Source organism: Pseudomonas sp. P179, from assembly GCF_000478485.2.
In the GTDB taxonomy this organism is placed as follows: Bacteria; Pseudomonadota; Gammaproteobacteria; order Pseudomonadales; family Pseudomonadaceae; genus Pseudomonas; species Pseudomonas aeruginosa.
The window spans coordinates 1,891,936-1,912,387 of sequence record NZ_KI517354.1; the positions used below are offsets into that span (position 1 = coordinate 1,891,936).

22 protein-coding genes are annotated in these 20,452 nt (G+C 65.9%); 7 read left to right on the top strand and 15 right to left on the bottom strand.

What is annotated here, in order from left to right:
* Positions 1-19: 19 nt before the first annotated feature.
* The 4 genes from thrC to xerD form a co-directional block, all read right to left on the bottom strand.
* Positions 20-1,429 (bottom strand): threonine synthase, encoded by a 1,410-nt coding sequence (thrC, locus tag HMPREF1224_RS21325; protein ID WP_010793378.1) that lies wholly within the window; start codon positions 1,427-1,429, stop codon positions 20-22.
* Between the two features lie 52 nt (positions 1,430-1,481).
* Positions 1,482-2,786, bottom strand: a complete 1,305-nt coding sequence (locus HMPREF1224_RS21330; protein ID WP_003109642.1) for a homoserine dehydrogenase — start codon at positions 2,784-2,786, stop codon at positions 1,482-1,484.
* Positions 2,787-2,999: 213 nt separating this feature from the next.
* Entirely contained in the window at positions 3,000-3,728 is a 729-nt protein-coding gene (gene dsbC, locus HMPREF1224_RS21335) for a bifunctional protein-disulfide isomerase/oxidoreductase DsbC (protein WP_003092626.1), read from the bottom strand.
* A gap of 126 nt (positions 3,729-3,854) precedes the next feature.
* Positions 3,855-4,751, bottom strand: a complete 897-nt coding sequence (xerD, locus tag HMPREF1224_RS21340; protein WP_003092629.1) for a site-specific tyrosine recombinase XerD — start codon at positions 4,749-4,751, stop codon at positions 3,855-3,857.
* A gap of 214 nt (positions 4,752-4,965) precedes the next feature.
* On the opposite strand from xerD, the gene HMPREF1224_RS21345 reads away from it, so the two are divergent.
* Entirely contained in the window at positions 4,966-6,801 is a 1,836-nt protein-coding gene (locus HMPREF1224_RS21345; RefSeq protein WP_003100653.1) for a cation:proton antiporter, read from the top strand.
* 112 nt (positions 6,802-6,913) lie between these two features.
* Complete coding sequence (locus HMPREF1224_RS21350; RefSeq protein WP_003119314.1) at positions 6,914-7,600, top strand: cyclic di-GMP-binding domain-containing protein, MshE-related; 687 nt, start codon at positions 6,914-6,916, stop codon at positions 7,598-7,600.
* 69 nt (positions 7,601-7,669) lie between these two features.
* Here HMPREF1224_RS21350 and HMPREF1224_RS21355 read toward each other — a convergent pair whose 3' ends face one another.
* From HMPREF1224_RS21355 to ffh, 6 genes are all read right to left on the bottom strand, one after another.
* Complete coding sequence (locus HMPREF1224_RS21355) at positions 7,670-8,095, bottom strand: acyl-CoA thioesterase (protein ID WP_003092635.1); 426 nt, start codon at positions 8,093-8,095, stop codon at positions 7,670-7,672.
* Positions 8,096-8,246: 151 nt separating this feature from the next.
* The gene (gene rplS / locus HMPREF1224_RS21360) at positions 8,247-8,597 is read right to left on the bottom strand and encodes a 50S ribosomal protein L19 (RefSeq protein WP_003092637.1); all 351 of its coding nucleotides are present in this window, start codon (positions 8,595-8,597) and stop codon (positions 8,247-8,249) included.
* 41 nt (positions 8,598-8,638) lie between these two features.
* Entirely contained in the window at positions 8,639-9,397 is a 759-nt protein-coding gene (trmD, locus tag HMPREF1224_RS21365; protein WP_003119312.1) for a tRNA (guanosine(37)-N1)-methyltransferase TrmD, read from the bottom strand.
* A 6-nt stretch (positions 9,398-9,403) separates the two neighbouring features.
* Positions 9,404-9,931, bottom strand: a complete 528-nt coding sequence (gene rimM, locus HMPREF1224_RS21370) for a ribosome maturation factor RimM (RefSeq protein WP_003113830.1) — start codon at positions 9,929-9,931, stop codon at positions 9,404-9,406.
* A 15-nt stretch (positions 9,932-9,946) separates the two neighbouring features.
* Complete coding sequence (gene rpsP / locus HMPREF1224_RS21375; protein ID WP_003092643.1) at positions 9,947-10,198, bottom strand: 30S ribosomal protein S16; 252 nt, start codon at positions 10,196-10,198, stop codon at positions 9,947-9,949.
* 209 nt (positions 10,199-10,407) lie between these two features.
* Entirely contained in the window at positions 10,408-11,781 is a 1,374-nt protein-coding gene (gene ffh / locus HMPREF1224_RS21380; RefSeq protein ID WP_003092645.1) for a signal recognition particle protein, read from the bottom strand.
* 300 nt (positions 11,782-12,081) lie between these two features.
* Here ffh and HMPREF1224_RS21385 point away from each other — a divergent pair, with 300 nt between their 5' ends.
* From HMPREF1224_RS21385 to HMPREF1224_RS21395, 3 genes are all read left to right on the top strand, one after another.
* Positions 12,082-12,882, top strand: coding sequence for a cytochrome C assembly family protein (locus HMPREF1224_RS21385; RefSeq protein WP_003092649.1), 801 nt, complete (start codon positions 12,082-12,084; stop codon positions 12,880-12,882).
* A 12-nt stretch (positions 12,883-12,894) separates the two neighbouring features.
* On the top strand, positions 12,895-14,187 hold the full coding sequence (locus HMPREF1224_RS21390) for an HlyC/CorC family transporter (RefSeq protein WP_003111904.1): 1,293 nt from the start codon (positions 12,895-12,897) through the stop codon (positions 14,185-14,187).
* Positions 14,188-14,490: 303 nt separating this feature from the next.
* The gene (locus HMPREF1224_RS21395; RefSeq protein WP_003113829.1) at positions 14,491-15,804 is read left to right on the top strand and encodes an MFS transporter; all 1,314 of its coding nucleotides are present in this window, start codon (positions 14,491-14,493) and stop codon (positions 15,802-15,804) included.
* Between the two features lie 7 nt (positions 15,805-15,811).
* On the opposite strand, the gene HMPREF1224_RS21400 is transcribed toward HMPREF1224_RS21395, so the two are convergent.
* From HMPREF1224_RS21400 to HMPREF1224_RS21420, 5 genes are read right to left on the bottom strand one after another with little or no spacing between them, the layout of a single operon-like run.
* Positions 15,812-16,561 carry an SGNH/GDSL hydrolase family protein gene (locus HMPREF1224_RS21400; protein ID WP_003113828.1) on the bottom strand — a complete coding sequence of 250 codons (750 nt, stop codon included), beginning with the start codon at positions 16,559-16,561 and terminating at the stop codon, positions 15,812-15,814.
* A gap of 1 nt (position 16,562) precedes the next feature.
* Positions 16,563-17,744 (bottom strand): formate-dependent phosphoribosylglycinamide formyltransferase, encoded by a 1,182-nt coding sequence (purT, locus tag HMPREF1224_RS21405; protein WP_003092658.1) that lies wholly within the window; start codon positions 17,742-17,744, stop codon positions 16,563-16,565.
* 37 nt (positions 17,745-17,781) lie between these two features.
* On the bottom strand, positions 17,782-17,976 hold the full coding sequence (locus tag HMPREF1224_RS21410; RefSeq protein ID WP_003092660.1) for a DUF1289 domain-containing protein: 195 nt from the start codon (positions 17,974-17,976) through the stop codon (positions 17,782-17,784).
* Positions 17,973-18,497, bottom strand: a complete 525-nt coding sequence (locus HMPREF1224_RS21415) for a gamma carbonic anhydrase family protein (protein ID WP_003092662.1) — start codon at positions 18,495-18,497, stop codon at positions 17,973-17,975. The genes HMPREF1224_RS21410 and HMPREF1224_RS21415 overlap by 4 nt, the downstream gene beginning before the upstream one ends.
* Before the next feature lie 37 nt (positions 18,498-18,534).
* Complete coding sequence (locus HMPREF1224_RS21420) at positions 18,535-19,146, bottom strand: CoA pyrophosphatase (RefSeq protein WP_003092664.1); 612 nt, start codon at positions 19,144-19,146, stop codon at positions 18,535-18,537.
* A gap of 140 nt (positions 19,147-19,286) precedes the next feature.
* On the opposite strand from HMPREF1224_RS21420, the gene HMPREF1224_RS21425 reads away from it, so the two are divergent.
* Together HMPREF1224_RS21425 and HMPREF1224_RS21430 are read left to right on the top strand one after the other, a co-directional pair.
* Positions 19,287-19,841 carry an NUDIX hydrolase gene (locus tag HMPREF1224_RS21425; RefSeq protein ID WP_003092665.1) on the top strand — a complete coding sequence of 185 codons (555 nt, stop codon included), beginning with the start codon at positions 19,287-19,289 and terminating at the stop codon, positions 19,839-19,841.
* Between the two features lie 62 nt (positions 19,842-19,903).
* The gene (locus HMPREF1224_RS21430) at positions 19,904-20,404 is read left to right on the top strand and encodes a L,D-transpeptidase family protein (protein ID WP_003092667.1); all 501 of its coding nucleotides are present in this window, start codon (positions 19,904-19,906) and stop codon (positions 20,402-20,404) included.
* Positions 20,405-20,452 lie beyond the last annotated feature (48 nt).

Here is a 20,452-nt window from a genome sequence, read left to right on the forward strand (position 1 = left end):
TCTTCCTTTCACGACAGGCTCAGAGCGGCTTGCCGCGATTGCCGTGCTGGCTGACGAAGGCCTGTACCTTGGCCAGCTCGTTCGGCAATACGGTGCAGCGCTCCTCGCGCTCGAACAGGTCGGCGAGGTGCGCAGGCAGCGCCGGTGCCTGGCCGATGCCGGCCTTCTCCACCGCTTCGGGGAACTTGACCGGATGCGCAGTACCCAGGGTCACCATCGGCACGCTCAGGCTGCGCCGGCATTCGCGGGCGGCACGCACGCCAATGGCGGTGTGCGGGTCGAGCAACTCGCCACTGGAGCGGTATACCTCGGCGATGGTCTCGCAGGTCTGCTCGTCGCTGACCGCCAGGGAGTCGAACAGCTTGCGCGCCTCGGTCCAGCGCTGGTCTTCCACCGACAGCTTGCCGCTGGCCTTGAAGGCATCCAGCAGTTCGGCGACGGCCTTGCCGTTGCGGCCGTGCAGGTCGAACAGCAGGCGTTCGAAGTTGGACGAGACCATGATATCCATCGACGGCGACAGCGAGGGATGCAGGGTGTCCTTGTCGTAGCGATTACCGCTCATGAAGCGGTGCAGGATGTCGTTGCGGTTGGTCGCGACGATCAGCTGGCTGACCGGCAGGCCCATGTTGCGCGCCAGGTAGCCGGCGAAGATGTCGCCGAAGTTGCCGGTCGGCACCGAGAACGCCACCGAGCGATGCGGCGCGCCGAGCTGCAGCGCGGCATGGAAGTAGTAGACGATCTGGGCCATGATCCGCGCCCAGTTGATCGAGTTCACCGCTACCAGGCGGGTACCCTTGAGGAAGCCCTGGTCGGCGAAGCTGGCCTTGACCATCTCCTGGCAGTCGTCGAAGTTGCCTTCGATGGCGATGTTGTGGATGTTGTCGCCGAGGATGGTGGTCATCTGCCGGCGCTGCACCTCGGACACGCGGTTGTGCGGGTGCATGATGAAGATGTCGACGTTGTCGCAACGGCGGCAGCCTTCGATGGCCGCGGAGCCGGTATCGCCGGAGGTGGCCCCCATGATCACCACGCGCTCGCCGCGCTTGGCCAGCACATGGTCGAGCAGGCGGCCGAGCAGTTGCAGGGCGAAGTCCTTGAAGGCCAGGGTCGGGCCGTGGAACAGCTCCAGCACCCATTCGTTGCCGTTCAACTGGCGCAGCGGCGCCACTGCGTCATGGGCGAAGACGCCATAGGTTTCCTCGAGGATCTTCTTGAAGTCGGCATCGGCGATGCTGCCGGCGACGAACGGGCGCATCACCCGGAAGGCCAGCTCGTGGTAGGGCAGGCCGACCCAGGAGGCGATCTCCTCGAGGGTGAAGCGTGGCAGGTTTTCCGGGACGTAGAGGCCGCCGTCGCTGGCCAGGCCGGCGAGGAGGACATCTTCGAAGTTCAGGGCGGGCACTTGGCCGCGGGTGCTGATGTAACGCATGTTCAAAACCTTCGCTGTTGACGCGGGCCCGCGAGCGGCGCCCGGCGTTCGATCAATTCAGTTGTTCGACACGGATGCGGACCACCGGCCCGGACACGCCTTCCAGCGCTTCCAGGGCGGCGATGGCATCGTTGATGCGTTGTTCGATGACCCGGTGGGTAACCAGGATCATCGGCACCAGGCCGTCCTGTTCCTCGGCCTCCTTCTGCATGATCGATTCGATGTTGATGCCGCGCTCGGACAGGATGGTGGCCACCTGGGCCAGTACGCCCGGGTGGTCCTTGGCCTGGATGCGCAGGTAGTAGGCGCTTTCGCAGGCTTCGATCGGCAGGATCGGGTGGTCGGACAGCGCGTCCGGCTGGAACGCCAGGTGCGGTACGCGGTTCTCCGGATCGGAGGTCATGGCGCGGACCACGTCGACGAGGTCGGCCACCACCGAGGAAGCGGTCGGCTCCATTCCGGCACCGGCGCCGTAGTAGAGGGTCGAGCCGACGGCGTCGCCGTTGACCATCACCGCGTTCATCACGCCGTTGACGTTGGCGATCAGGCGATCCGAGGGAATCAGGGTCGGGTGCACGCGCAGCTCGAAGCCGCTCTCGGTGCGACGCGCCACGCCTAGGTGCTTGATGCGATAGCCGAGGGCGTCGGCGTAGTTGACGTCGGCGCTGGTCAGTTTCGAGATGCCTTCGGTGTAGGCCTTGTCGAACTGCAGCGGAATGCCGAAGGCGATCGAGGCGAGGATGGTCAGCTTGTGGGCGGCGTCGATGCCTTCCACGTCGAAGGTCGGGTCGGCCTCGGCATAGCCCAGGGCCTGGGCCTCGGCGAGCACGTCGGGGAAGGTACGGCCCTTCTCGCGCATTTCGCTGAGGATGAAGTTGCCGGTACCGTTGATGATCCCGGCCAGCCAGTTGATGCGGTTGGCCGACAGCCCCTCGCGGATCGCCTTGATCACCGGGATACCGCCGGCGACAGCGGCCTCGAAGGCGACGATCACGCCCTTCTCGCGGGCCTTGGCGAAGATCTCGTTGCCGTGCACGGCGATCAGCGCCTTGTTCGCGGTGACCACGTGCTTGCCGTTCTCGATGGCCTTGAGCACCAGCTCGTGGGCCAGGGTGTAGCCGCCGATCAACTCGACGACCACGTCGATCTCGGGATTGCACGCTACGTCGAAGATATCGGCGGTGATGGGGGTCGCACCGGTATCGCACTTCGGGTTCGGCCGGCGGGCGGCGATCTGCGCAACCTCGATACCGCGCCCGGCACGGCGGGCAATCTCCTCGGCGTTGCGTTCGAGTACATTGAAGGTACCGCCACCGACGGTCCCCAACCCACAGATGCCTACTTTGACCGGTTTCACGCTGGAACTCCCCATCTCACCTACGACGGCCGGACGCGCCGGCCTGCTATGGTTCCCCGAGCGAATCGAGGTTGACGCGACCACTGTACGGGCCACGACACATCCTGGCGATGGATTCCGCCAGCGGGCGGCGGAAATCGCCAATGATGAAAACAAAAGAGCCGCACATTACGAAGCGGCTCTTTATTAGTCAATTGTTCGGCAGACCCGGCGCTATTTGGCCTCCAGCGCCAGCTTGGCCAACTGCTTGGCCGGCTGGTAGCCGGGGAGCAACTGGCCGTTGGCAAGGACGATCGCCGGCGTTCCCTGCACCCCGACCATCTGGCCCATCTGGAACTGCTTGTCGACCGGGTTCTTGCACTCGGAAGACTTGATCTCCTTGCCGTTCATCATGGCGTCCATCGCCTTGGTCGGCTCCTTCGCACACCAGACCGCCTGCAGTTGCTTGTCGCCCGCCGACTGCGGCCCCTGCCGCGGGAACGCCATGTAGCGCACCTCGATCCCCTGCTCGGTCAGGTCCGGCACCTCGGCATGCAGCTTCTGGCAGTACGGGCAGGTGGTATCGGTGAACACCGTGATGTGCGCCTTGGCCTGGCCCTTGGCCGGATACACCACCATCTCGCTGGCGGGCACGCCGTTGATCGCCTTGGCGATCGCCTGGCTCTCGGCCTTCTCGGTCAGGTTGACCGGCTTGCCGTCCTTCACCTGGTAGAGGTAGCCCTGCATGACGAACTGGCCGTCGGCGCTGGCGTAGAGCACCCGGCCGCCCTTCAGCTGCACCTGGTAGAGCCCCTGCAGCGGGCTGCTGGCGATGGAGTCGATGGGCAGGTCCGGTTGCAGGGCCTGCAGGGTCTTGCGGATGTTCTGATCGGCATTGTCTGCCAGGGCCAGGGTACTCATCAGGCCGAGGGCGGCAGCAGCCAGAAAACGGGTCACGCGCATGTGTCACTCCTGTCGTGCGGTCGGCGAAGCCTACCATAGACCGCTATCCCGACGGGCCCGACGCTTGTCGCAGAACGCTACGAAAGCGCCTCTTTTCGGGTAGGTACGGATTTTTCGGACAAAGCGTCAGCCTCGCGGGTGGTGGCGTGCGTGCAGATCCTGGAGGCGGGCCCGGGCGATATGGGTATAGATCTGGGTGGTCGACAGGTCGCTGTGGCCGAGCAGCATCTGCACCACCCGCAGGTCGGCGCCATGGTTGAGCAGGTGGGTGGCGAAGGCGTGGCGCAGGGTGTGCGGCGAAATCGACGTGCCGATCGCCGCCACCTGCGCGTGATGCTTGATGCGATGCCAGAAGGTCTGGCGGGTCATCTGTTCGCCGCGCAGGCTGGGGAACAGCACGTCGCTGGGCCGCCCGCCGAGCAGGTCGCCGCGGGCCTCGCGCAGGTAGCGTTCGAGCCAGCCGATGGCTTCCTCGCCGAGCGGCACCAGGCGCTCCTTGCTGCCCTTGCCGAACACCTTGACCACGCCCTGGCGCAGGTTGACCTGCTCCAGGGTCAGGCCGACCAGTTCGCTGACCCGCAGGCCGCAGGCATACAGCACTTCGAGCATGGTGCGATCGCGCAGGCCCAGCGGGTCGTCGACTTCCGGCGCCGCCAGCAATGCCTCGACGTCCGCTTCGGAGAGGGATTTCGGCAACGGCTTGCCCAGTTGCGGCAGGTCCACCTGCAAGGTGGGATCCTCGGCGATCAGGCCGTCGCGCAGGCAATAGCGATAGAAGCCACGCAGGCCGGAGAGGAAGCGCGCGGTCGAGCGGGCCTTGTAGCCCTGTTCCAGGCGCCAGGCCAGGTGATCGAGGATGGCGTCGCGGCCGATGCCCTCCAGGCGCAGCCCGCGGCCATCGAGCCAGGCGTTGAACTGCTGGAGGTCGTTGCGATAAGCCTCGCGGGTGTTGTCGGCAAGGCCTTTTTCCAGCCACAGGGCATCGAGGAAACGGTCGATCAGGGGATGTTCGAGGGTACTCATGGATGAAGGCTGCGAACCAAATGAAAGCGCGGCTAGTCTTTCATAGCCTGGGCGCTATCGCGAGCGTTGGCCGTCATCGCCACGTAATGGTTAGTCAGGCCGGTCGACAGGAGGTCGGCCGGCTTCCCGTGCCCGCGGGAAAAAGCGGAGCCATGTGGCTCGATGGTTCGCCCCGGCTCAGGACGAGCGGAGCGACGCTGACAAGGAATCCTCGATGGACCAGAACGCTATCCTGCTCGCCCTCGGCGGCATCGGTGCCGCCGCCCTGCTCAGTCAATGGCTGGCCTGGCGCCTGCGCCTGCCAGCCATTCTTTTCCTGCTGCTGTCCGGGATCGTCGCCGGCCCGCTACTCGGCTGGCTCGATCCGGACGAGATGTTCGGCCCCCTGCTGTTCCCACTGGTATCCCTGGCAGTGGCGCTGATCCTCTTCGAGGGCAGCCTGACCCTGCATTTCAGCGAATGGAAGGAAATCGGCACCGTGGTGCACCGAATGGTGACCATCGGCGCGCTCTCGACCTGGGGCGTGATCGCCCTGGCCGCCCACTACCTGCTCGACTTCAGCTGGGAAATGGCCCTGCTGTTCGGCACCCTGACCCTGGTCACCGGGCCCACGGTGATCGTTCCGATGCTGCGGGTGGTCCGGCCCAAGGCCGCGGTGGCGAACATCCTGCGCTGGGAAGGCATCGTCATCGATCCCATCGGCGCCCTGCTGGCGGTAGTGGTGTACAGCTTCATCATCTCCAGCGGCGAAGGCGATGGCTGGCTACACAGCCTGCAGACCTTCGGTGGAGTGATCCTCTGCGGCAGCCTGTTCGGCATCCTCGGCGGCTGGGCGCTGGGCATCGTCCTGCGCCGCCACTGGCTGCCGGACTACCTGCACAACCTGGCGACGCTGGCCGCGGTGCTGGGCGTATTCATCGCCTCGAACCGGGTGATGCACGAATCCGGACTGCTCGCCGTCACCCTGATGGGAATGGGCCTGGCCAACATGAAGGGCGTCGACGTACGGCAGATCCTGCACTTCAAGGAAAACCTCAGCGTCCTGCTGATTTCCGGCCTGTTCATCCTCCTGGCCGCGCGCCTGGACATCAATGCCCTGCTCGGCCTGGGCCCGGCGGCGCTGCTGGTGCTGCTGCTGATCCAGTTCGTCGCCCGGCCGCTGAACGTGGCGCTGTCGACCTGGGGTTCGCCGCTGAGCTGGCGCGAGCGCGCCCTGCTCAGCTGGATCGCCCCGCGCGGGATCGTCGCCGCGGCGGTCTCGGCGATCTTCGCCATCCGCCTGAGCGCCGAAGGCCATGCCCAGGCGGCGCTGCTGGTGCCGCTGACCTTTCTGGTGATCATCGGCACGGTGGTCCTGCAAAGCGCCACCGCCCGCCCCCTGGCGCGCCTGCTGAAGGTCGCCGAGCCCTCGCCCAGCGGCTACCTGATCGTCGGCGCCAATCCGGTCGGGCGCGCCATCGGCAAGGCCCTGAAGAGCCTCGGCAGCCGCGTGCTGCTGACTGATTCGAGCTGGGAAAACATCCGCGCCGCCCGCATGGACAACCTGCCCACCTATTTCGGCAATCCCACCTCGCAGCACGCCGAAGCCCACCTCGACCTGGTCGGCATCGGGCATTTGCTGGGGGTTTCTCCAGCCGGCGAGCTGAATACCCTGGCGGCCATGCGCTTCCGCCACGAGTTCGGCCATCGCCAGCTGTTCGGCCTGCCGACCAGCCAGGAAGCCAAGCGTACCGACAAGCACCGCTCCAGCGACGAACACCGTGGCCGCCCACTTGGCCAGCGACCGCTGACCTACGCGCAGTTCGCCAGCCTGCTGTCGCGCGGCGCCGAAATCCGCACCACCCTGCTCACCGACACCTTCGGCTGGAACGACTACCAGGCGCTGCACGGCGAGTCCGCGATCCTGCTGTTCGCCCGCGATCCGAACGGCAGGATGCACGTCGCCACGCCACAGTCCACGCTGGCGCCGGGCACCGGCTGGACGCTGCTGTCGCTGATCGACGCGGAACCGTCAGTCAGCAAGTCGCAGGCCACGGAAATCGCCGACTAGACTTCAACGAACCGACGAAAGACCGTCGTCACCCTATCCAAGGTTGGGTGACAAACGAAGCCCACGAAGAGGATGATTGCATCTAGCCATCATCCTCTTTTTTCATCAGGCCATGACCATGTCCAATCAACAACATTCCCGCCTGGGCCAGATCCTGATCAACAAGGGGCTGATTAGCGCCGCCCAACTGGACGCCGCGATCCAGGCGCAGTTGAGCAACCACAAGCGCCTGGGCGAAACCCTGATCGAGCAGGGCCTGCTGAGCGAACGGCAACTGAAGAAGGCGCTGAAGAAGCAGACCAACCTGCGCCTGGCCGCGACCCTGGTCGCCGCCCTGCTCAGTCCGTTCCAGATGGCCAGCGCCGACATCCAGCGTATGCAGCCGCCAGCGGCCATGAGCCGCCAGGAATTGCCGAAGAACCTGCGTCCGCTGACCGACGTCGAGATGAGCAACGTCAACGCCCAGGGCCTCAACGAAAGCCTCGAGGGCCTGTTCCTGAAGGCCGAGGGCGGCGACGGACTGGCCGCGGTGAAGCAACTGGCGAAGCTGGTGATGCCGATGCTCGACAGCCTGGAGGCGGAAACCTCGATGAGCGACGTTCGCTACGAAACCGGCAAGACGCAAAGCACGCTCAACCCCGACGGCTCGGTCAACCTGCGCCTGCCGAGCAGTATCGGCGAGGTGCGCTTCGACAATATTCGCATTGCCGGCGCGCCGCGCGAGCAGACGTTCGGCAGCGTCAGCCTGCAACAGATCGACCTGTCCCAGGCCTCCCTGAAGATCAGCCTGCGGCCCTGATCCCAACCCAGGGCCGGATCGTCCGGGGATATGGAAAAGGCACCCGTGGGTGCCTTCTTTCCGCCTGTCTCAAGCCGCCTGGCTGGCCGGGAACCCCGGCAGGACCGGAACCGGCCGCTTTTCGTCGTCGATGGCAACGAAGCTGAACAGGCCGTGTATGGCCTTCTCGCGACCGTCGGCGTACATGCTTTCCAGGTACACCTCGACCTCCACCTTGAGGCTGGTGTTGCCGACCTTGACCACCCGTCCGACCAGTTCGACGATCGAGCCCGCCGGGATCGGGTGGTTGAAGTCGATGCGATCGGTGGAAACGGTCACCAGCGGCAGGCGGCAGAAACGGGTCGCGGTGATGAACGAGACCTCGTCCATCCAGGCCAGCGCAGTCCCGCCGAACAGGGTGTTGTGGTGATTGGTGGTGGGCGGGAATACCGCCTTGGTCACACGGGTTTCGGAAAGCTCGGTGCGACGCAGGATTTCTTGCTCTCTGGGGGTCATGCCACGAATACCGGATGGAGTGGCTGCCTGGGTGCCGCGGATGTTGTACTGGTTATGCGCTGCCGTGGGCAGTAGGAAGCGCCGCCGGAAAGGCGAACGCCAGACATGAAAAAAGCAGCCCTCGGGCTGCTTTTCTCGGAGAAGAACCGGATTAGACCAGTTTTTCCTTGATGCGCGCGGCCTTGCCGGACAGGGCGCGGAGGTAGTACAGCTTGGCCTTGCGCACGTCGCCGCGACGCTTGACGCTCAGGCTGTCGACGATCGGGCTGTAGGTCTGGAAGGTACGTTCCACGCCCACGCCGTTGGAGATCTTGCGCACGGTGAAGGCGCTGTTCAGGCCACGGTTGCGCTTGGCGATAACGACGCCTTCGAAGGCCTGCAGACGCTGACGGTCGCCTTCCTTCACCTTGACCTGGACGATCACGGTATCGCCGGGGGCGAACGCCGGGATCTCTTTGTTCATCTGTTCAGCTTCGATCTGCTGAATGATCTTGTTGGTCATGCTGTGCTCCTAAGACCGGCAATCGGCCAGCCATCGATACGTTAACTATCGTCCCGCTGACGGATATATTCCGCCAGCAGCTTCTGCTCTTCTCCAGAAAGCGAGCGGCTATCCAGAAGATCGGCGCGTCGTTCCCAGGTCCGCCCAAGGGCCTGCTGCAAACGCCAACGCCGGATGTGTTCATGGTTGCCACTGAGCAACACTTCAGGAACACGTTTGTCCGCGTACACCTCGGGTCGGGTGTAGTGCGGGCAGTCGAGCAGGCCATCCGTGAAGGAGTCCTCCTCGGCGGAATCTGCATGACCCAATGCACCGGGCAGCAACCGCGTCACTGCATCGACCAGCACCATGGCCGGCAACTCACCGCCGGACAGGACATAATCGCCGATCGACCATTCTTCATCGACGTGCTCTTCGATGAAGCGCTCGTCGATGCCTTCGTAGCGCCCGGCGATGAGGATCAACGCTTCCTCTTCGGCCAGTTCGCGTACGCCCGCCTGCGTCAGCTGGCGGCCTTGCGGCGAAAGGTAGATCACCTTCGCCTTCCTGCCCCCGGCGGCTTGCCTGGCATCCGCCAGCGCGCCCTCCAGAGGCTTGATCTTCATCACCATGCCAGGGCCACCGCCGAAGGGCCGGTCGTCCACCGTCTGGTGGCGGTCCTCGGTGTAGTCCCGTGGATTCCAGCAGGTCAGCGTGAGCAACCCCTGCTTTACCGCACGGCTGGTGATGCCATAGTCACTGATCGCGCGGAACATCTCCGGAAAGATGCTGACGACGCCCACCCACAAACGCTTGTCCATGGATGATCAGAAGTCCGCGTCCCAGTCCACCCGCATCTCGCCAGCGGCCAGGTCGATCGACAGCACGCACTGCCCGGTGTAGGGCAACAGGCGCTCGCGGTCGTCCAGGCTGCCCGCGCAGGGCTTGACCACCATGACATCGTTGGCACCGGTTTCCAGCAGATGGTCGATCACGCCGAGCAACTGCCTGCCCTGGTCGATCACCTTCAGGCCTTCCAGCTGGTGCCAGTAGTACTCACCTTCCTCGAGAGAGGGCAACTCGCTACGCGGGATGCAGATCTCGTAACCGGTGAAGGTGCGGGCCTCTTCGCGATCGTCGAGCCCCTTGAGCTTGGCGGCCAGGACCTTGCCATGCAGGCGCCCCCTGACCAGCTCGGCCTGCCGAATCTCGCCGTCGCGCCGGAGCGTCCAGCGGCGATAGTCCAGCAGGTTGTCCAACGGGTCGGTAAAGGAATACACCTTCACCTCACCGCGGATGCCGTACACCGAAACGATCTTGCCGATCACGACCAGGTCGTCGGCGGGTGTCGGCATTTCACTCATGACGGCTTAGGCGTTTGCCTTGGCAGCGTCCTTGAGCAGCTGAGCAACGCGCTCAGACGGCTGTGCACCCTGGCCGAGCCAGTAGGTAGCACGCTCCTGGTCGACGGACAGACGCACTTCGCCACCAGTCGCAACCGGGTTGAAGAAACCGATGCGCTCGACGAAGCGACCATCGCGCGCATTGCGGCTGTTGGTCACGGTCAGGTGGTAGAAGGGGCGCTTTTTGGAGCCGCCACGAGCAAGACGGATGGTTACCATGTGAACTTCGTTCCTGTAGTCGGTGCTTGCAAAATGAATGCACGCTGGGCCCACGGCCCGAAAGGCCGCATATTCTAAGGATTATCGGGGAATTTGCAAATCTCTTTTTCGGCCACCCATCGGCCGGCGCGGAGAGCGCGGGAAGCACACGGTCCGCCCGCCGGCCGACGGAGCGAAACCGCCGGCGTGGCCAGCGGCCGCGCGTCCGATCAAAGCTTGGGCATGCCCCCCGGGAACATACTGCCCATGCCTCGCATCATCTTGGCCATGCCGCCCTTGGCGGTGACCTTCTTCATCATCTTCTGCATCTGCTTGTGCTGCTTGATCAGCCGGCCGACGTCCTGCACCTGGGTACCGGAGCCAAGGGCGATGCGGCGCTTGCGCGAGCCGCTGATCATTTCCGGATCGCGCCGTTCGCCGGGCGTCATCGAGTTGATGATCGCCTCCATCTGCTTGAACTGTTTCTCCGCAGCACCCTGGGCATTGCCCATCTGCGCCAGGTTGACCCCGCCGAGCATCGGCAGCTTGTCCATGAGCCCGCCGAGGCCGCCCATGTTCTTCATCTGTTGCAACTGGTCGCGGAAGTCTTCCAGGTCGAAGCCCTTGCCCTTCTTGATCTTCTTCGCCAGCTTCTCGGCCTTGTCGCGGTCGAGGTTCTGCTCGGCCTGTTCGATCAGGCTGAGCACGTCGCCCATGCCGAGGATGCGCGAGGCCACGCGGTCGGGATGGAACGGATCGAGCGCTTCGCTCTTTTCGCCCATGCCGAGGAACTTGATCGGCTTGCCGGTGATCGCCCGCACCGAGAGCGCGGCACCACCACGCGCGTCGCCGTCGACCTTGGTCAGGACCACGCCGGTCAGCGGCAAGGCGTCATTGAAGGCCTTGGCGGTGTTGGCGGCATCCTGGCCGGTCATGGCATCGACCACGAACAGGGTTTCCGCCGGCTTGATCGCCGCGTGCACCTGCTTGATCTCGTCCATCATGTCGGCATCGATGTGCAGGCGGCCTGCGGTATCGACGATCACCACGTCGATGAACTTCAGCCTCGCCTCGCGGATCGCCGCCTCGGCGATGGCCACCGGCTTCTGGCTGACGTCGGAAGGGAAGAAGGTTACGCCGACCTCGCCCGCCAGGGTTTCCAGCTGCTTGATAGCGGCGGGTCGGTAGACGTCGGCGGAAACCACCATCACCGACTTCTTCTTGCGTTCCTTAAGGAAGCGCGCCAGCTTGCCCGCGGTGGTGGTCTTGCCCGCGCCCTGCAGGCCGGCCATCAGGATCACCGCCGGCGGCGCGACGCTCAGCGCCAGGTCCTCGTTGGCCGCCCCCATCAGCTCCTCGAGCTCGGCGCGGACGATCTTCACGAACGCCTGTCCCGGGGTCAGGCTCTTCGAGACCTCGGTACCGACGGCGCGCTCCTTGACCTTGTTGACGAAGTCCTTGACCACCGGCAGGGCCACGTCGGCCTCGAGCAGGGCCATGCGCACTTCGCGCAGAGTGTCCTTGATGTTGTCCTCGGTCAGCTTGGCCTTGCCGGTGACATGGCGAAGCGTCTGCGAGAGGCGGTCTGTAAGGTTTTCGAACATGCGCGATCCTTCCACGGGGGTTGCGGCAAGCGGCGGATTATAACCAAGAGCGCGTCGCGGGACACGCGATGAAAGACGGAGTGTGTGTCCGGCGACGACCGGAGGCCAGCCTCAAGTCCTTGATTTGCCGATGCGTTCCGTCTTTGCCGAAGCGACCGCCGGACCATGAGGTCGCGGCGCCCGCGGCAGGCGGTCCGCCAACCCGGCCACAGGTACGAGAGAACTGTTCGCAACGGCTTTCTCGCGACGCTCGATCTATGCCAAACTCCCATCCTTTCGGGCCCGCGATTACAAGGACTTATGCATCCCCTGCTGCCCAGCCTCATCGCTGCTGTTCTCTATCTCGGCACCGCCGCCTACCAGGGTGCCTGTGTGTCCAAGCGCACCGCGCCGGGCAAACCCCTGCTGCTCCTGTTCGGACTCCTGGCACTGGTCGCCCACGCCTTCAGCCTCTACCAGCAATTGCTGACCCCGGCCGGCCTGGTGCTGGACTTCTTCAACGCCGCCAGCCTGATCGCCGCCGCGGTAATTCTCCTGACCCTGCTGGCGACCTTGCGGATACCGGTGGAGAACCTGCTCCTCCTTCTATTCCCGCTGGGCGCCCTCACCACCCTGCTGGCGGTACTCATCCCCCACGGCACCGTCGAGCCGATCAACGAACAGCCGGGCATCCTGGCCCACATCCTGCTCTCGATCCTGGCCTACGGCCTGCTCACCATCGCGGTGTTCCAGGCGCTCTTGCTGCTGCTCCAGGACTACCGCCTCAAGCACAAGCATCCGTCCGGGCTGATCCGCAACTTCCCGCCCCTGCAAACCATGGAAAGCCTGCTGTTCGGCTTCCTCTGGGGCGGCTGGTCGCTGCTTTCGCTGTCGCTGCTGTCCGGATGGCTGTTCGTCGACAACCTGTTCGCCCAGCACCTGGCGCACAAGACCATCCTGTCCTGCTTCGCCTGGGTGGTCTTCGCCGTGCTCCTCTGGGGTCGCCACCAGCTCGGCTGGCGGGGCCACAAGGCGATCCGCTGGACCCTGGCCGGTTTCTGCCTGTTGATGTTGGCGTACTTCGGCAGCAAGCTGGTGCGGGAATTCATCCTGCACATCTGATGGGCCTCCTTCATGGATGAGCTGCACCCCGGGTACCTGGTCGGCCTGCTGGTTCTCCTGGTCGCCTGCTCGGCGTTCTTCTCCTGCGTCGAGACCGCCCTGCTCAACCTCGACCGTTACCGCCTGCGCCTGCAGGCCAAGCAAGGCCTGCGCGGGGCCCGGCGCAGCAGTTGGCTGCTGCTGCACGACGACCGCCTGCGCGGCACCCTGTTGTTCGGCCGCACCCTGGTCAACGTCAGCGCCGCCGCCCTGGCCAGTTGGGCCGCGCTGCGCCACTGGGGCGTCATCGGCCTGGCCGTCGCCATCCCCGGCATGACCCTGCTCCTGCTGCTGTTCGGCGCCCTGCTGCCGCGCCGCTACGGCGCCCTTCGCTCGGAACGCGTCGCCCTGCCGCTCAGCCTGCCGCTCCTGATCCTGCAGCGCCTGTGCTGGCCCCTGCTGTGGCTACTGACCCTGCTGAGCAACGCGCTGCTGCGCCTGCTCGGCGTCGCCGCGGCGGAACAGGACGACAGCGGACGCAGCCGCGACGAAGAGGCCCTGCATCCGGCCGACAACCCCCAGGCCAGCGAGGTCAACCGGCATGACATGCTGCTCGGCCTGCTGGACCTGGAGAAGGTCACGGTCAACGACCTGATGATCCCGCGCAACGAAATCGAAGGCATCGACCTCGACGACGAACTCGAGGTCATCGTCGAGCAGTTGCGCACCACCAGCCACACCCGCCTGCCGGTCTACCGCGACGACGTCAACCAGATCGAAGGGGTCGTGCACATGCGCCAGATCGCGCGCCTGCTGACCCAGGGCCGCCTGACCAAGGAGAATCTCCGCCAGGCCTGCATGGAGCCGTATTTCGTGCCGGAAAGCACGCCGCTGTCGACCCAGTTGGTGAACTTCCAGAAGGAGAAGCGCCGTATCGGCGTGGTGGTCGACGAATATGGCGAGGTGATCGGCATCGTCACGCTGGAGGACATCCTCGAAGAGATCGTCGGCGACTTCAACGACCTCGACAGCCTCGACAACCCGGATATCCAGGCCCAGGAGGACGGCAGCTTCGTCATCGACGGCAGCGCCAACCTGCGCGAGCTGAACAAGTCGCTTGGCTGGCAATTGCCCTGCGACGGCCCGAAGACCCTCAACGGCCTGGTCACCGAAGCCCTGGAGCAGATCCCCGATTGCGCGGTGTGCCTGCGCATCGGCCCCTACTGCCTGGAAATCCAGCAGTCGGCGGAAAACCGTGTGAAAAGCGTGCGCGCCTGGCATCCCCGCGCGCTGACCCCGCTGGTCGAAAGCGACGCCAGCGTCTGATCCGGGATTGCCGAACCGGCCCCGCGGCGCTCTATAATCGACCCCAGCTTATCCAGCCCTGCCGCCGGTTCCGCCGCTACCCGCAGCCCGAGCCCCGGCCAGTCACCCGCCAGTCCCGCCTGCCCGCCCGGCCCCGATGCCGACGGTACCAGCCGGCGCACGGCGCGCAGCCCCATCCTCCCTGCGCGACCGATCTCGTCCGCCCCACCCGGGCGCCGCGCCGCCGCATCGGCGCACTGGCCATAACCATCCGGCCGCACGGAAGCACTCCGTCGTGCCCCGACTGCCAGGGACCTTCCCACCATGACCGCCGCCACCCTCGCCGCCGACGCCGCTCCGGAACCGGCCAACTCGACCACCCGGGTCGCAGTCGCCAGCTTCATCGGCACCGCCATCGAGTTCTACGATTTCTACGTCTATGCCACTGCCGCCGCCCTGGTGATCGGTCCGGTATTCTTCCCGCAGACATCCGGCACCGCGCAGATGCTCAGCGCCTTCCTCACCTTCGGCATCGCCTTCCTCGCCCGTCCGCTGGGCTCGGCGCTGTTCGGCCACTTCGGCGACCGCATCGGGCGCAAGTCGACCCTGGTCGCCTCGCTGCTGCTGATGGGGGTATCCACCACCCTGATCGGCGTCCTCCCCGGCTACGACAGCATCGGCTACTGGGCGCCGTTGCTGCTCTGCGTGCTGCGCTTCGGCCAGGGCCTCGGCCTCGGCGGCGAGTGGGGCGGCGCCGCGCTGCTGGCCACGGAGAACGCGCCGGCCGGCAAGCGCGCCTGGTTCGGCATGTTTCCCCAGCTCGGCCCGTCGATCGGCTTCCTCGCCGCCAACGGCCTGTTCCTGGCCCTGGCGATGCTGCTCAGCGAGGAGCAGTTCCGTGAGTGGGGCTGGCGGATCCCGTTCCTGCTCAGCGCGGCGCTGGTCGTGGTCGGCCTCTACGTACGCCTGAAGCTGGCGGAAACCCCGGTGTTCGCCAAGGCCATGGCCAAGCACGAGAGGGTCCGCCTGCCGATCGCCGAGCTGTTCGCCCAGCACTGGCGGCCGACCCTGCTCGGCGCCCTGGCGATGGTGGTGTGTTATGCGCTGTTCTATATCTCCACGGTGTTCTCGCTGAGCTACGGGGTGGCCAGCCTCGGCTTCAGCCGCGAGGAGTTCCTTGGTCTGCTGTGCCTCGCGGTGCTCTTCATGGCCGCCGCCACGCCGCTGTCGGCCTGGCTCAGCGACCGCTTCGGACGCAAGCCGGTACTGCTGCTCGGCAGCCTGGCGGCGATCGCCTCCGGCTTCGCCATGGAGCCGCTGCTCAGCCAGGGCTCGACGTTCAGCGTCGCCCTGTTCCTCTGCATCGAGCTGTTCCTGATGGGGGTCACCTTCGCCCCGATGGGCGCGCTGCTGCCGGAAATATTCCCCACCCACGTGCGCTACACCGGCGCGTCGGCGGCCTACAACCTGGGCGGCATTCTCGGCGCCTCGGTGGCGCCCTATATCGCCCAGAAGCTGGTCGGCATCGGCGGCCTGGGCTGGGTCGGCGGCTACGTCTCCGCAGCGGCGCTGCTCAGCCTGCTGGCGGTGCTGTGCCTGAAGGAAACCCGCGACAACGACCTCGGCGCAGTGTCCTGAGTCTCGCTCAGGCTACCGCGACGCCGCCCTTCTCCCTCGCCGCCAACCAGTCGGCGAGGGCCCCGGCCCAGACCTGGTAGCCCAGCTGCGACGGATGAAAGCCGTCGATGGCCAGGTAGCCCGGAAGCAGGTCCAGCGAGATCGGGCAGTAGCCGGCGCCGGTCGCGCCAGCGAGATCGCGCAGCGCCTCGTCGAGCAGCCGCCCGCGCCACCCCAGCAGGGCCCGCAGCAACCCGGGCAAGGCGGAAAAATGCCGCAGCGGCGGCACCGCGGTGCAGGTCACCTGCGCGCCGGCCGCCTGGAAGCCTTCGATCAGGGCCGCGCAGTCGGCACGCCAGCGTTCGAGGGAGCGCAGGCTGGTGGTGTCATTGACGCCGAAGACCAGGATCACCTGGTCGAAGAAACGTCCCGCCACCTGCGGTAGCAGGCGTTCGCGCGCCTCGCCGCTGGTGATGCCGTTCTCGCCCAGCGCCTGCCAGGCCACCGGGCGGCGCAGACGCTCGCCCAGCGCCGCGGCCAGGCGGCCGGCCAGGGCGTAGTCCAGGCAACTGGCGCCGACCCCGGCCACTGTCGACTCACCGAACAACAGCAAGCGCAGCGGCTCTTCGGCACCGGACCCACCGACCAGCCCTTCGCGAGGTCCCGCCGCGGGCGCCAGGCGCAAGGCTCGGCGGCGGGTGCGGATAGCCAGCGGCACCGCCAGCGGCAGCAACGGCAGAGCCGCCGCCCACCAGGCCAGCGTTGCCAGCCGGCGCATCTCAGAGTTCGACGCGAACCGCCTGGGCGGCCCGGGTCGCCTTGGCGCGGGCGGCGTCGATCGACTCGTCGCGCGCCAGGGCCACGCCCATCCGCCGCTGGCCATCCACTTCCGGCTTGCCGAACAGGCGTAGCGCCGTATCCGCCTCGCTCAGCGCGGCGCCGAGGTTGGCGAAAGCGACCTGCCGGGACTTGCCTTCCACCAGGATCACCGCCGAGGCCGACGGGCCGAGCTGGCGGATCACCGGGATCGGCAGGCCGAGGATCGCCCGCGCGTGCAGCGCGAACTCGGAAAGATCCTGGGAAATCAGGGTCACCAGGCCGGTATCGTGCGGACGCGGCGACACCTCGCTGAACCACACCTGGTCGCCCTTGACGAACAGTTCGACGCCGAACAGCCCGCGTCCGCCGAGGGCCTCGGTCACTGCCCGGGCGACCCGCTCGGACTCGGCCAGGGCCTGCGCGCTCATCGCCTGCGGCTGCCAGGACTCGTGGTAGTCGCCCTTGACCTGGCGGTGACCGATCGGCGCGCAGAAAGTGGTGCCGTCGACGTGGCGCACGGTGAGCAGGGTGATTTCGTAGTCGAAATCGATGAAGCCCTCGACGATCACCCGGCCCTTGCCGGCGCGCCCGCCTTCCTGGGCATAGTCCCAGGCCGCCTGCAGGTCGTCGGGGCCTTTCAGGACGCTCTGGCCCTTGCCCGACGAACTCATGATCGGCTTCACCACGCAGGGGTAGCCGACGCGCTCGACGCCACGGCGGTAGTCCTCGAAGGTATCGGCGAAGTGATAGGGCGAGGTCGGCAAGCCGAGCTCCTCGGCAGCCAGCCGGCGGATACCCTCGCGGTTCATGGTCAGTTGCGCGGCGCGGGCGGTGGGCACCACGGTGTAGCCTTCGGCCTCCAGCTCGACCAGGGTCGCGGTGGCGATGGCCTCGATCTCCGGCACGATGTAGTGCGGCTTCTCCTGCTCGATCACCGCGCGCAGGGCGGCGCCGTCGAGCATGCTGATCACGTGGCTGCGATGTGCCACCTGCATGGCCGGCGCGTTGCCATAGCGATCGACGGCGATCACTTCGCAACCCAGGCGTTGCAGCTCGATGGCGACTTCCTTGCCCAGCTCGCCGGAGCCACAGAGAAGGACGCGGGTCGCGCTCGGCGACAGGGGGGTACCGATACGGGTCATGGAAGAACCTCGGAAATGAAAGAAAACGGAATCCGCTTCAGGCGGAACCGCTGACCAGCCCTTGCGCCTTGGCGCGCTCGAAACAGCGACCGAGCACCTCGCGGCGCTCGTCGTTGCTCATCAGGCCCCAGCGGGTGATCTCGGCCGCCGTGCGCTGGCAGCCGATGCAGATGTCCTGCTCGTCCAGCGCACAGACATGCACGCAGGGCGAAGCCACCGGTCGCTCGTTCACGCCGGGTCCTCGACGAGGTCGCGGGCGTAACGGCGGGCATTGTGCACATAGTGGGCGGCGCTGGCCTCGAGCATTTTCTTCTGCGGCTCGCTCAGCTCGCGCACTACCTTGCCCGGCGAGCCCATCACCAGCGAGCCGTCGGGAATCTCCTTGCCCTCGGGAATCAGCGCGTTGGCGCCGATGATGCAGTACTTGCCGATCTTCGCCCCATTGAGGATCACCGCGTTGATCCCCACCAGGCTGTAGTCGCCCACGCTGCAACCATGCAGCATGGCGTTGTGGCCGACGGTGACGCCCTTGCCGAGGGTCAGCGGATAGCCCATGTCGGTGTGCATCACCGAGCCGTCCTGGACGTTGCTGTGCTCGCCGATATGGATCAGCTCGTTGTCGCCGCGCAGCACCGCGCCAAACCAGACGCTGGCGCCGGCATCCAGGCGAACCTTGCCGATCACCGCTGCGCTGGGCGCGATCCAGCTGTCGGGATGGGTTTCGACGCGGGCATCGCCCAGGCGGTATTTCATCGCGATCTCCTCATGGCCGGGGTCTGCGCCCCGTCGGTCAACTCAGTTTGATGAACGAAGCCGGCGGCGTGTGCAGGTCGATGGGGTCGTCGTACAGCAGGTTGACCAACTCCACCACCATGATGGCCGTCAGGCCCCAGATCTTGAACTCGCCGAAGCGATAGCTGGGCACGTACCAGCTGCGGCCGAAGTAGTCGATACGGTGGGTGACCTCGCGCGGGTCGTCGCGAAAGAAACTCAGCGGCACGTTGAACACCGCGGCGATCTCGCCGTCGTTGGGCTGGTACTCGACGAAGTCGGGAATGAAGGCGACATAGGGAGTGACCTCGATGCCATGCCGCGAGACCAGGGTGCTCAGCGGCCCGACCACTTCCACCAGGCCCGGCGGCAAGGCGATCTCCTCCTCCGCCTCGCGCAGGGCGGTGCGCACCAGGTCGGCATCTTCCGGGTCGCGCCGCCCGCCGGGGAAGGCGACCTCGCCGCCATGGGTGGACAAACCGGCGGCGCGCAGGGTCAGCACCAGCTCCGGATCGTCGCTGCGGGTGATGGGCACCAGCACGGCCGCTTGGGGGAAGCGCTGGTCGGTATCCAGTTGGCGGGGGCGGTGCGCCTCGATGCGTTGGCGCAGCTCGTCGAGCGTGCAGTTCATACTGCCGGGGTTTCCGAGGTCTTGTCGTTTCCCCGAGATCATGGCACGAAAGCCCCGGCCAGCCCACCCCTCCCGCACGGGGCCTTGTCGCCTCCCGGCCAGCCGAGCAAGATAGGCCTTTCCCCGAAGAAGAACCTGGCATGAAATTCTGCAGCCTGTGCGGCGCCACGGTGGTCCAGCGCATCCCGGACGGCGACAACCGCCTGCGCTACGTCTGCGACGCCTGCCACACCGTGCACTACCAGAACCCGCGTATCGTCGCCGGCAGCCTGCCGGTGTGGGACGGCCAGGTCCTGCTCTGCCGTCGCGCCATTGCGCCGCGCCTGGGCTACTGGACGCTGCCGGCCGGCTTCATGGAGAACGGCGAGACCCTCGCCCAGGCGGCGGCCCGCGAGACAGAGGAAGAAGCCAACGCGCGGATCGGCGACCTGCAGCTCTATACCCTTTTCGACCTGCCGCACATCAGCCAGGTCTACCTGTTCTTCCGCGCCGAGCTGCTCGACCTGGATTTCTCCGCCGGCGATGAAAGCCTGGAGGTGCGGCTTTTCGACGAAGCGGAGATTCCCTGGTCGGAGCTGGCTTTTCCGACCATCGGCCGTACCTTAGAATGCTACTTCAGCGACCGCCGCGAAGGCTGCTTCCCGGTGCGCAACGAAGCCATTGCACCTATGCTGGCTTCCTATAAGAAAGACTGAACGCCAAACACTCGAACACCGCCGCCGTTGCGGCTCAAGGGAACATCGGGGATTTCACTTCCATGCGCTGGTTGCTTGCTTTGCTGTGCTTGACCTTCGCCAGTCTGACCCAGGCCAATGCCGCGCCGAGCCTGGAAGGCAAGGTGGACAAGGTCCTGGTGCTCAAGTCCGAGCGAAAACTGCTGCTCCTCAACAAAGGCAACGTCCTGAAAAGCTACCGTGTCTCGCTGGGCAAGCGCCCGACCGGCCCGAAGCTGGCCGAAGGCGACAACCGCACCCCGGAAGGCTTCTACTGGATCGACTGGCGCAAGACCAGCAACAACTACAACCTCTCCATGCACATTTCCTACCCCAACGCCCGCGACGTGGCCAAGGCCCGGGAAAAGGGCCTGCCGGCCGGTGGCATGATCATGATCCACGGCACCCCGCTGGATGACGAATACCCGGAGTGGTACTTCTCCACCCTGGACTGGACCAATGGCTGTATCGCCATGAACAACACCGACATGCGCGAAGTCTGGAGCGTGGTGAAAGACGGCACGCTGATCGAGATCCGCCCCTGACAGAACCAGGCTGATACCACTCGTCAGCCGTCAGCCACGCCAGGAACG

Bases quoted from the DNA above. Each gene is read 5' to 3' on its own strand.
- ffh (WP_003092645.1), bottom strand. From the start codon at position 11,781: ATGTTCGAAAACCTTACAGACCGCCTCTCGCAGACGCTTCGCCATGTC.
- purT (WP_003092658.1), bottom strand. From the start codon at position 17,744: ATGACCCGTATCGGTACCCCCCTGTCGCCGAGCGCGACCCGCGTCCTT.
- rpsP (WP_003092643.1), bottom strand. From the start codon at position 10,198: ATGGTAACCATCCGTCTTGCTCGTGGCGGCTCCAAAAAGCGCCCCTTC.
- rimM (WP_003113830.1), bottom strand. From the start codon at position 9,931: ATGCCGACACCCGCCGACGACCTGGTCGTGATCGGCAAGATCGTTTCG.
- HMPREF1224_RS21345 (WP_003100653.1), top strand. From the start codon at position 4,966: ATGGACCAGAACGCTATCCTGCTCGCCCTCGGCGGCATCGGTGCCGCC.
- dsbC (WP_003092626.1), bottom strand. From the start codon at position 3,728: ATGCGCGTGACCCGTTTTCTGGCTGCTGCCGCCCTCGGCCTGATGAGT.
- HMPREF1224_RS21430 (WP_003092667.1), top strand. From the start codon at position 19,904: ATGCGCTGGTTGCTTGCTTTGCTGTGCTTGACCTTCGCCAGTCTGACC.
- HMPREF1224_RS21390 (WP_003111904.1), top strand. From the start codon at position 12,895: ATGGATGAGCTGCACCCCGGGTACCTGGTCGGCCTGCTGGTTCTCCTG.
- HMPREF1224_RS21350 (WP_003119314.1), top strand. From the start codon at position 6,914: ATGACCATGTCCAATCAACAACATTCCCGCCTGGGCCAGATCCTGATC.
- HMPREF1224_RS21420 (WP_003092664.1), bottom strand. From the start codon at position 19,146: ATGAACTGCACGCTCGACGAGCTGCGCCAACGCATCGAGGCGCACCGC.
- xerD (WP_003092629.1), bottom strand. From the start codon at position 4,751: ATGAGTACCCTCGAACATCCCCTGATCGACCGTTTCCTCGATGCCCTG.
- HMPREF1224_RS21415 (WP_003092662.1), bottom strand. From the start codon at position 18,497: ATGAAATACCGCCTGGGCGATGCCCGCGTCGAAACCCATCCCGACAGC.
- HMPREF1224_RS21395 (WP_003113829.1), top strand. From the start codon at position 14,491: ATGACCGCCGCCACCCTCGCCGCCGACGCCGCTCCGGAACCGGCCAAC.
- rplS (WP_003092637.1), bottom strand. From the start codon at position 8,597: ATGACCAACAAGATCATTCAGCAGATCGAAGCTGAACAGATGAACAAA.
- HMPREF1224_RS21425 (WP_003092665.1), top strand. From the start codon at position 19,287: ATGAAATTCTGCAGCCTGTGCGGCGCCACGGTGGTCCAGCGCATCCCG.
- HMPREF1224_RS21400 (WP_003113828.1), bottom strand. From the start codon at position 16,561: ATGCGCCGGCTGGCAACGCTGGCCTGGTGGGCGGCGGCTCTGCCGTTG.
- thrC (WP_010793378.1), bottom strand. From the start codon at position 1,429: ATGCGTTACATCAGCACCCGCGGCCAAGTGCCCGCCCTGAACTTCGAA.
- HMPREF1224_RS21355 (WP_003092635.1), bottom strand. From the start codon at position 8,095: ATGACCCCCAGAGAGCAAGAAATCCTGCGTCGCACCGAGCTTTCCGAA.
- trmD (WP_003119312.1), bottom strand. From the start codon at position 9,397: ATGGACAAGCGTTTGTGGGTGGGCGTCGTCAGCATCTTTCCGGAGATG.
- HMPREF1224_RS21385 (WP_003092649.1), top strand. From the start codon at position 12,082: ATGCATCCCCTGCTGCCCAGCCTCATCGCTGCTGTTCTCTATCTCGGC.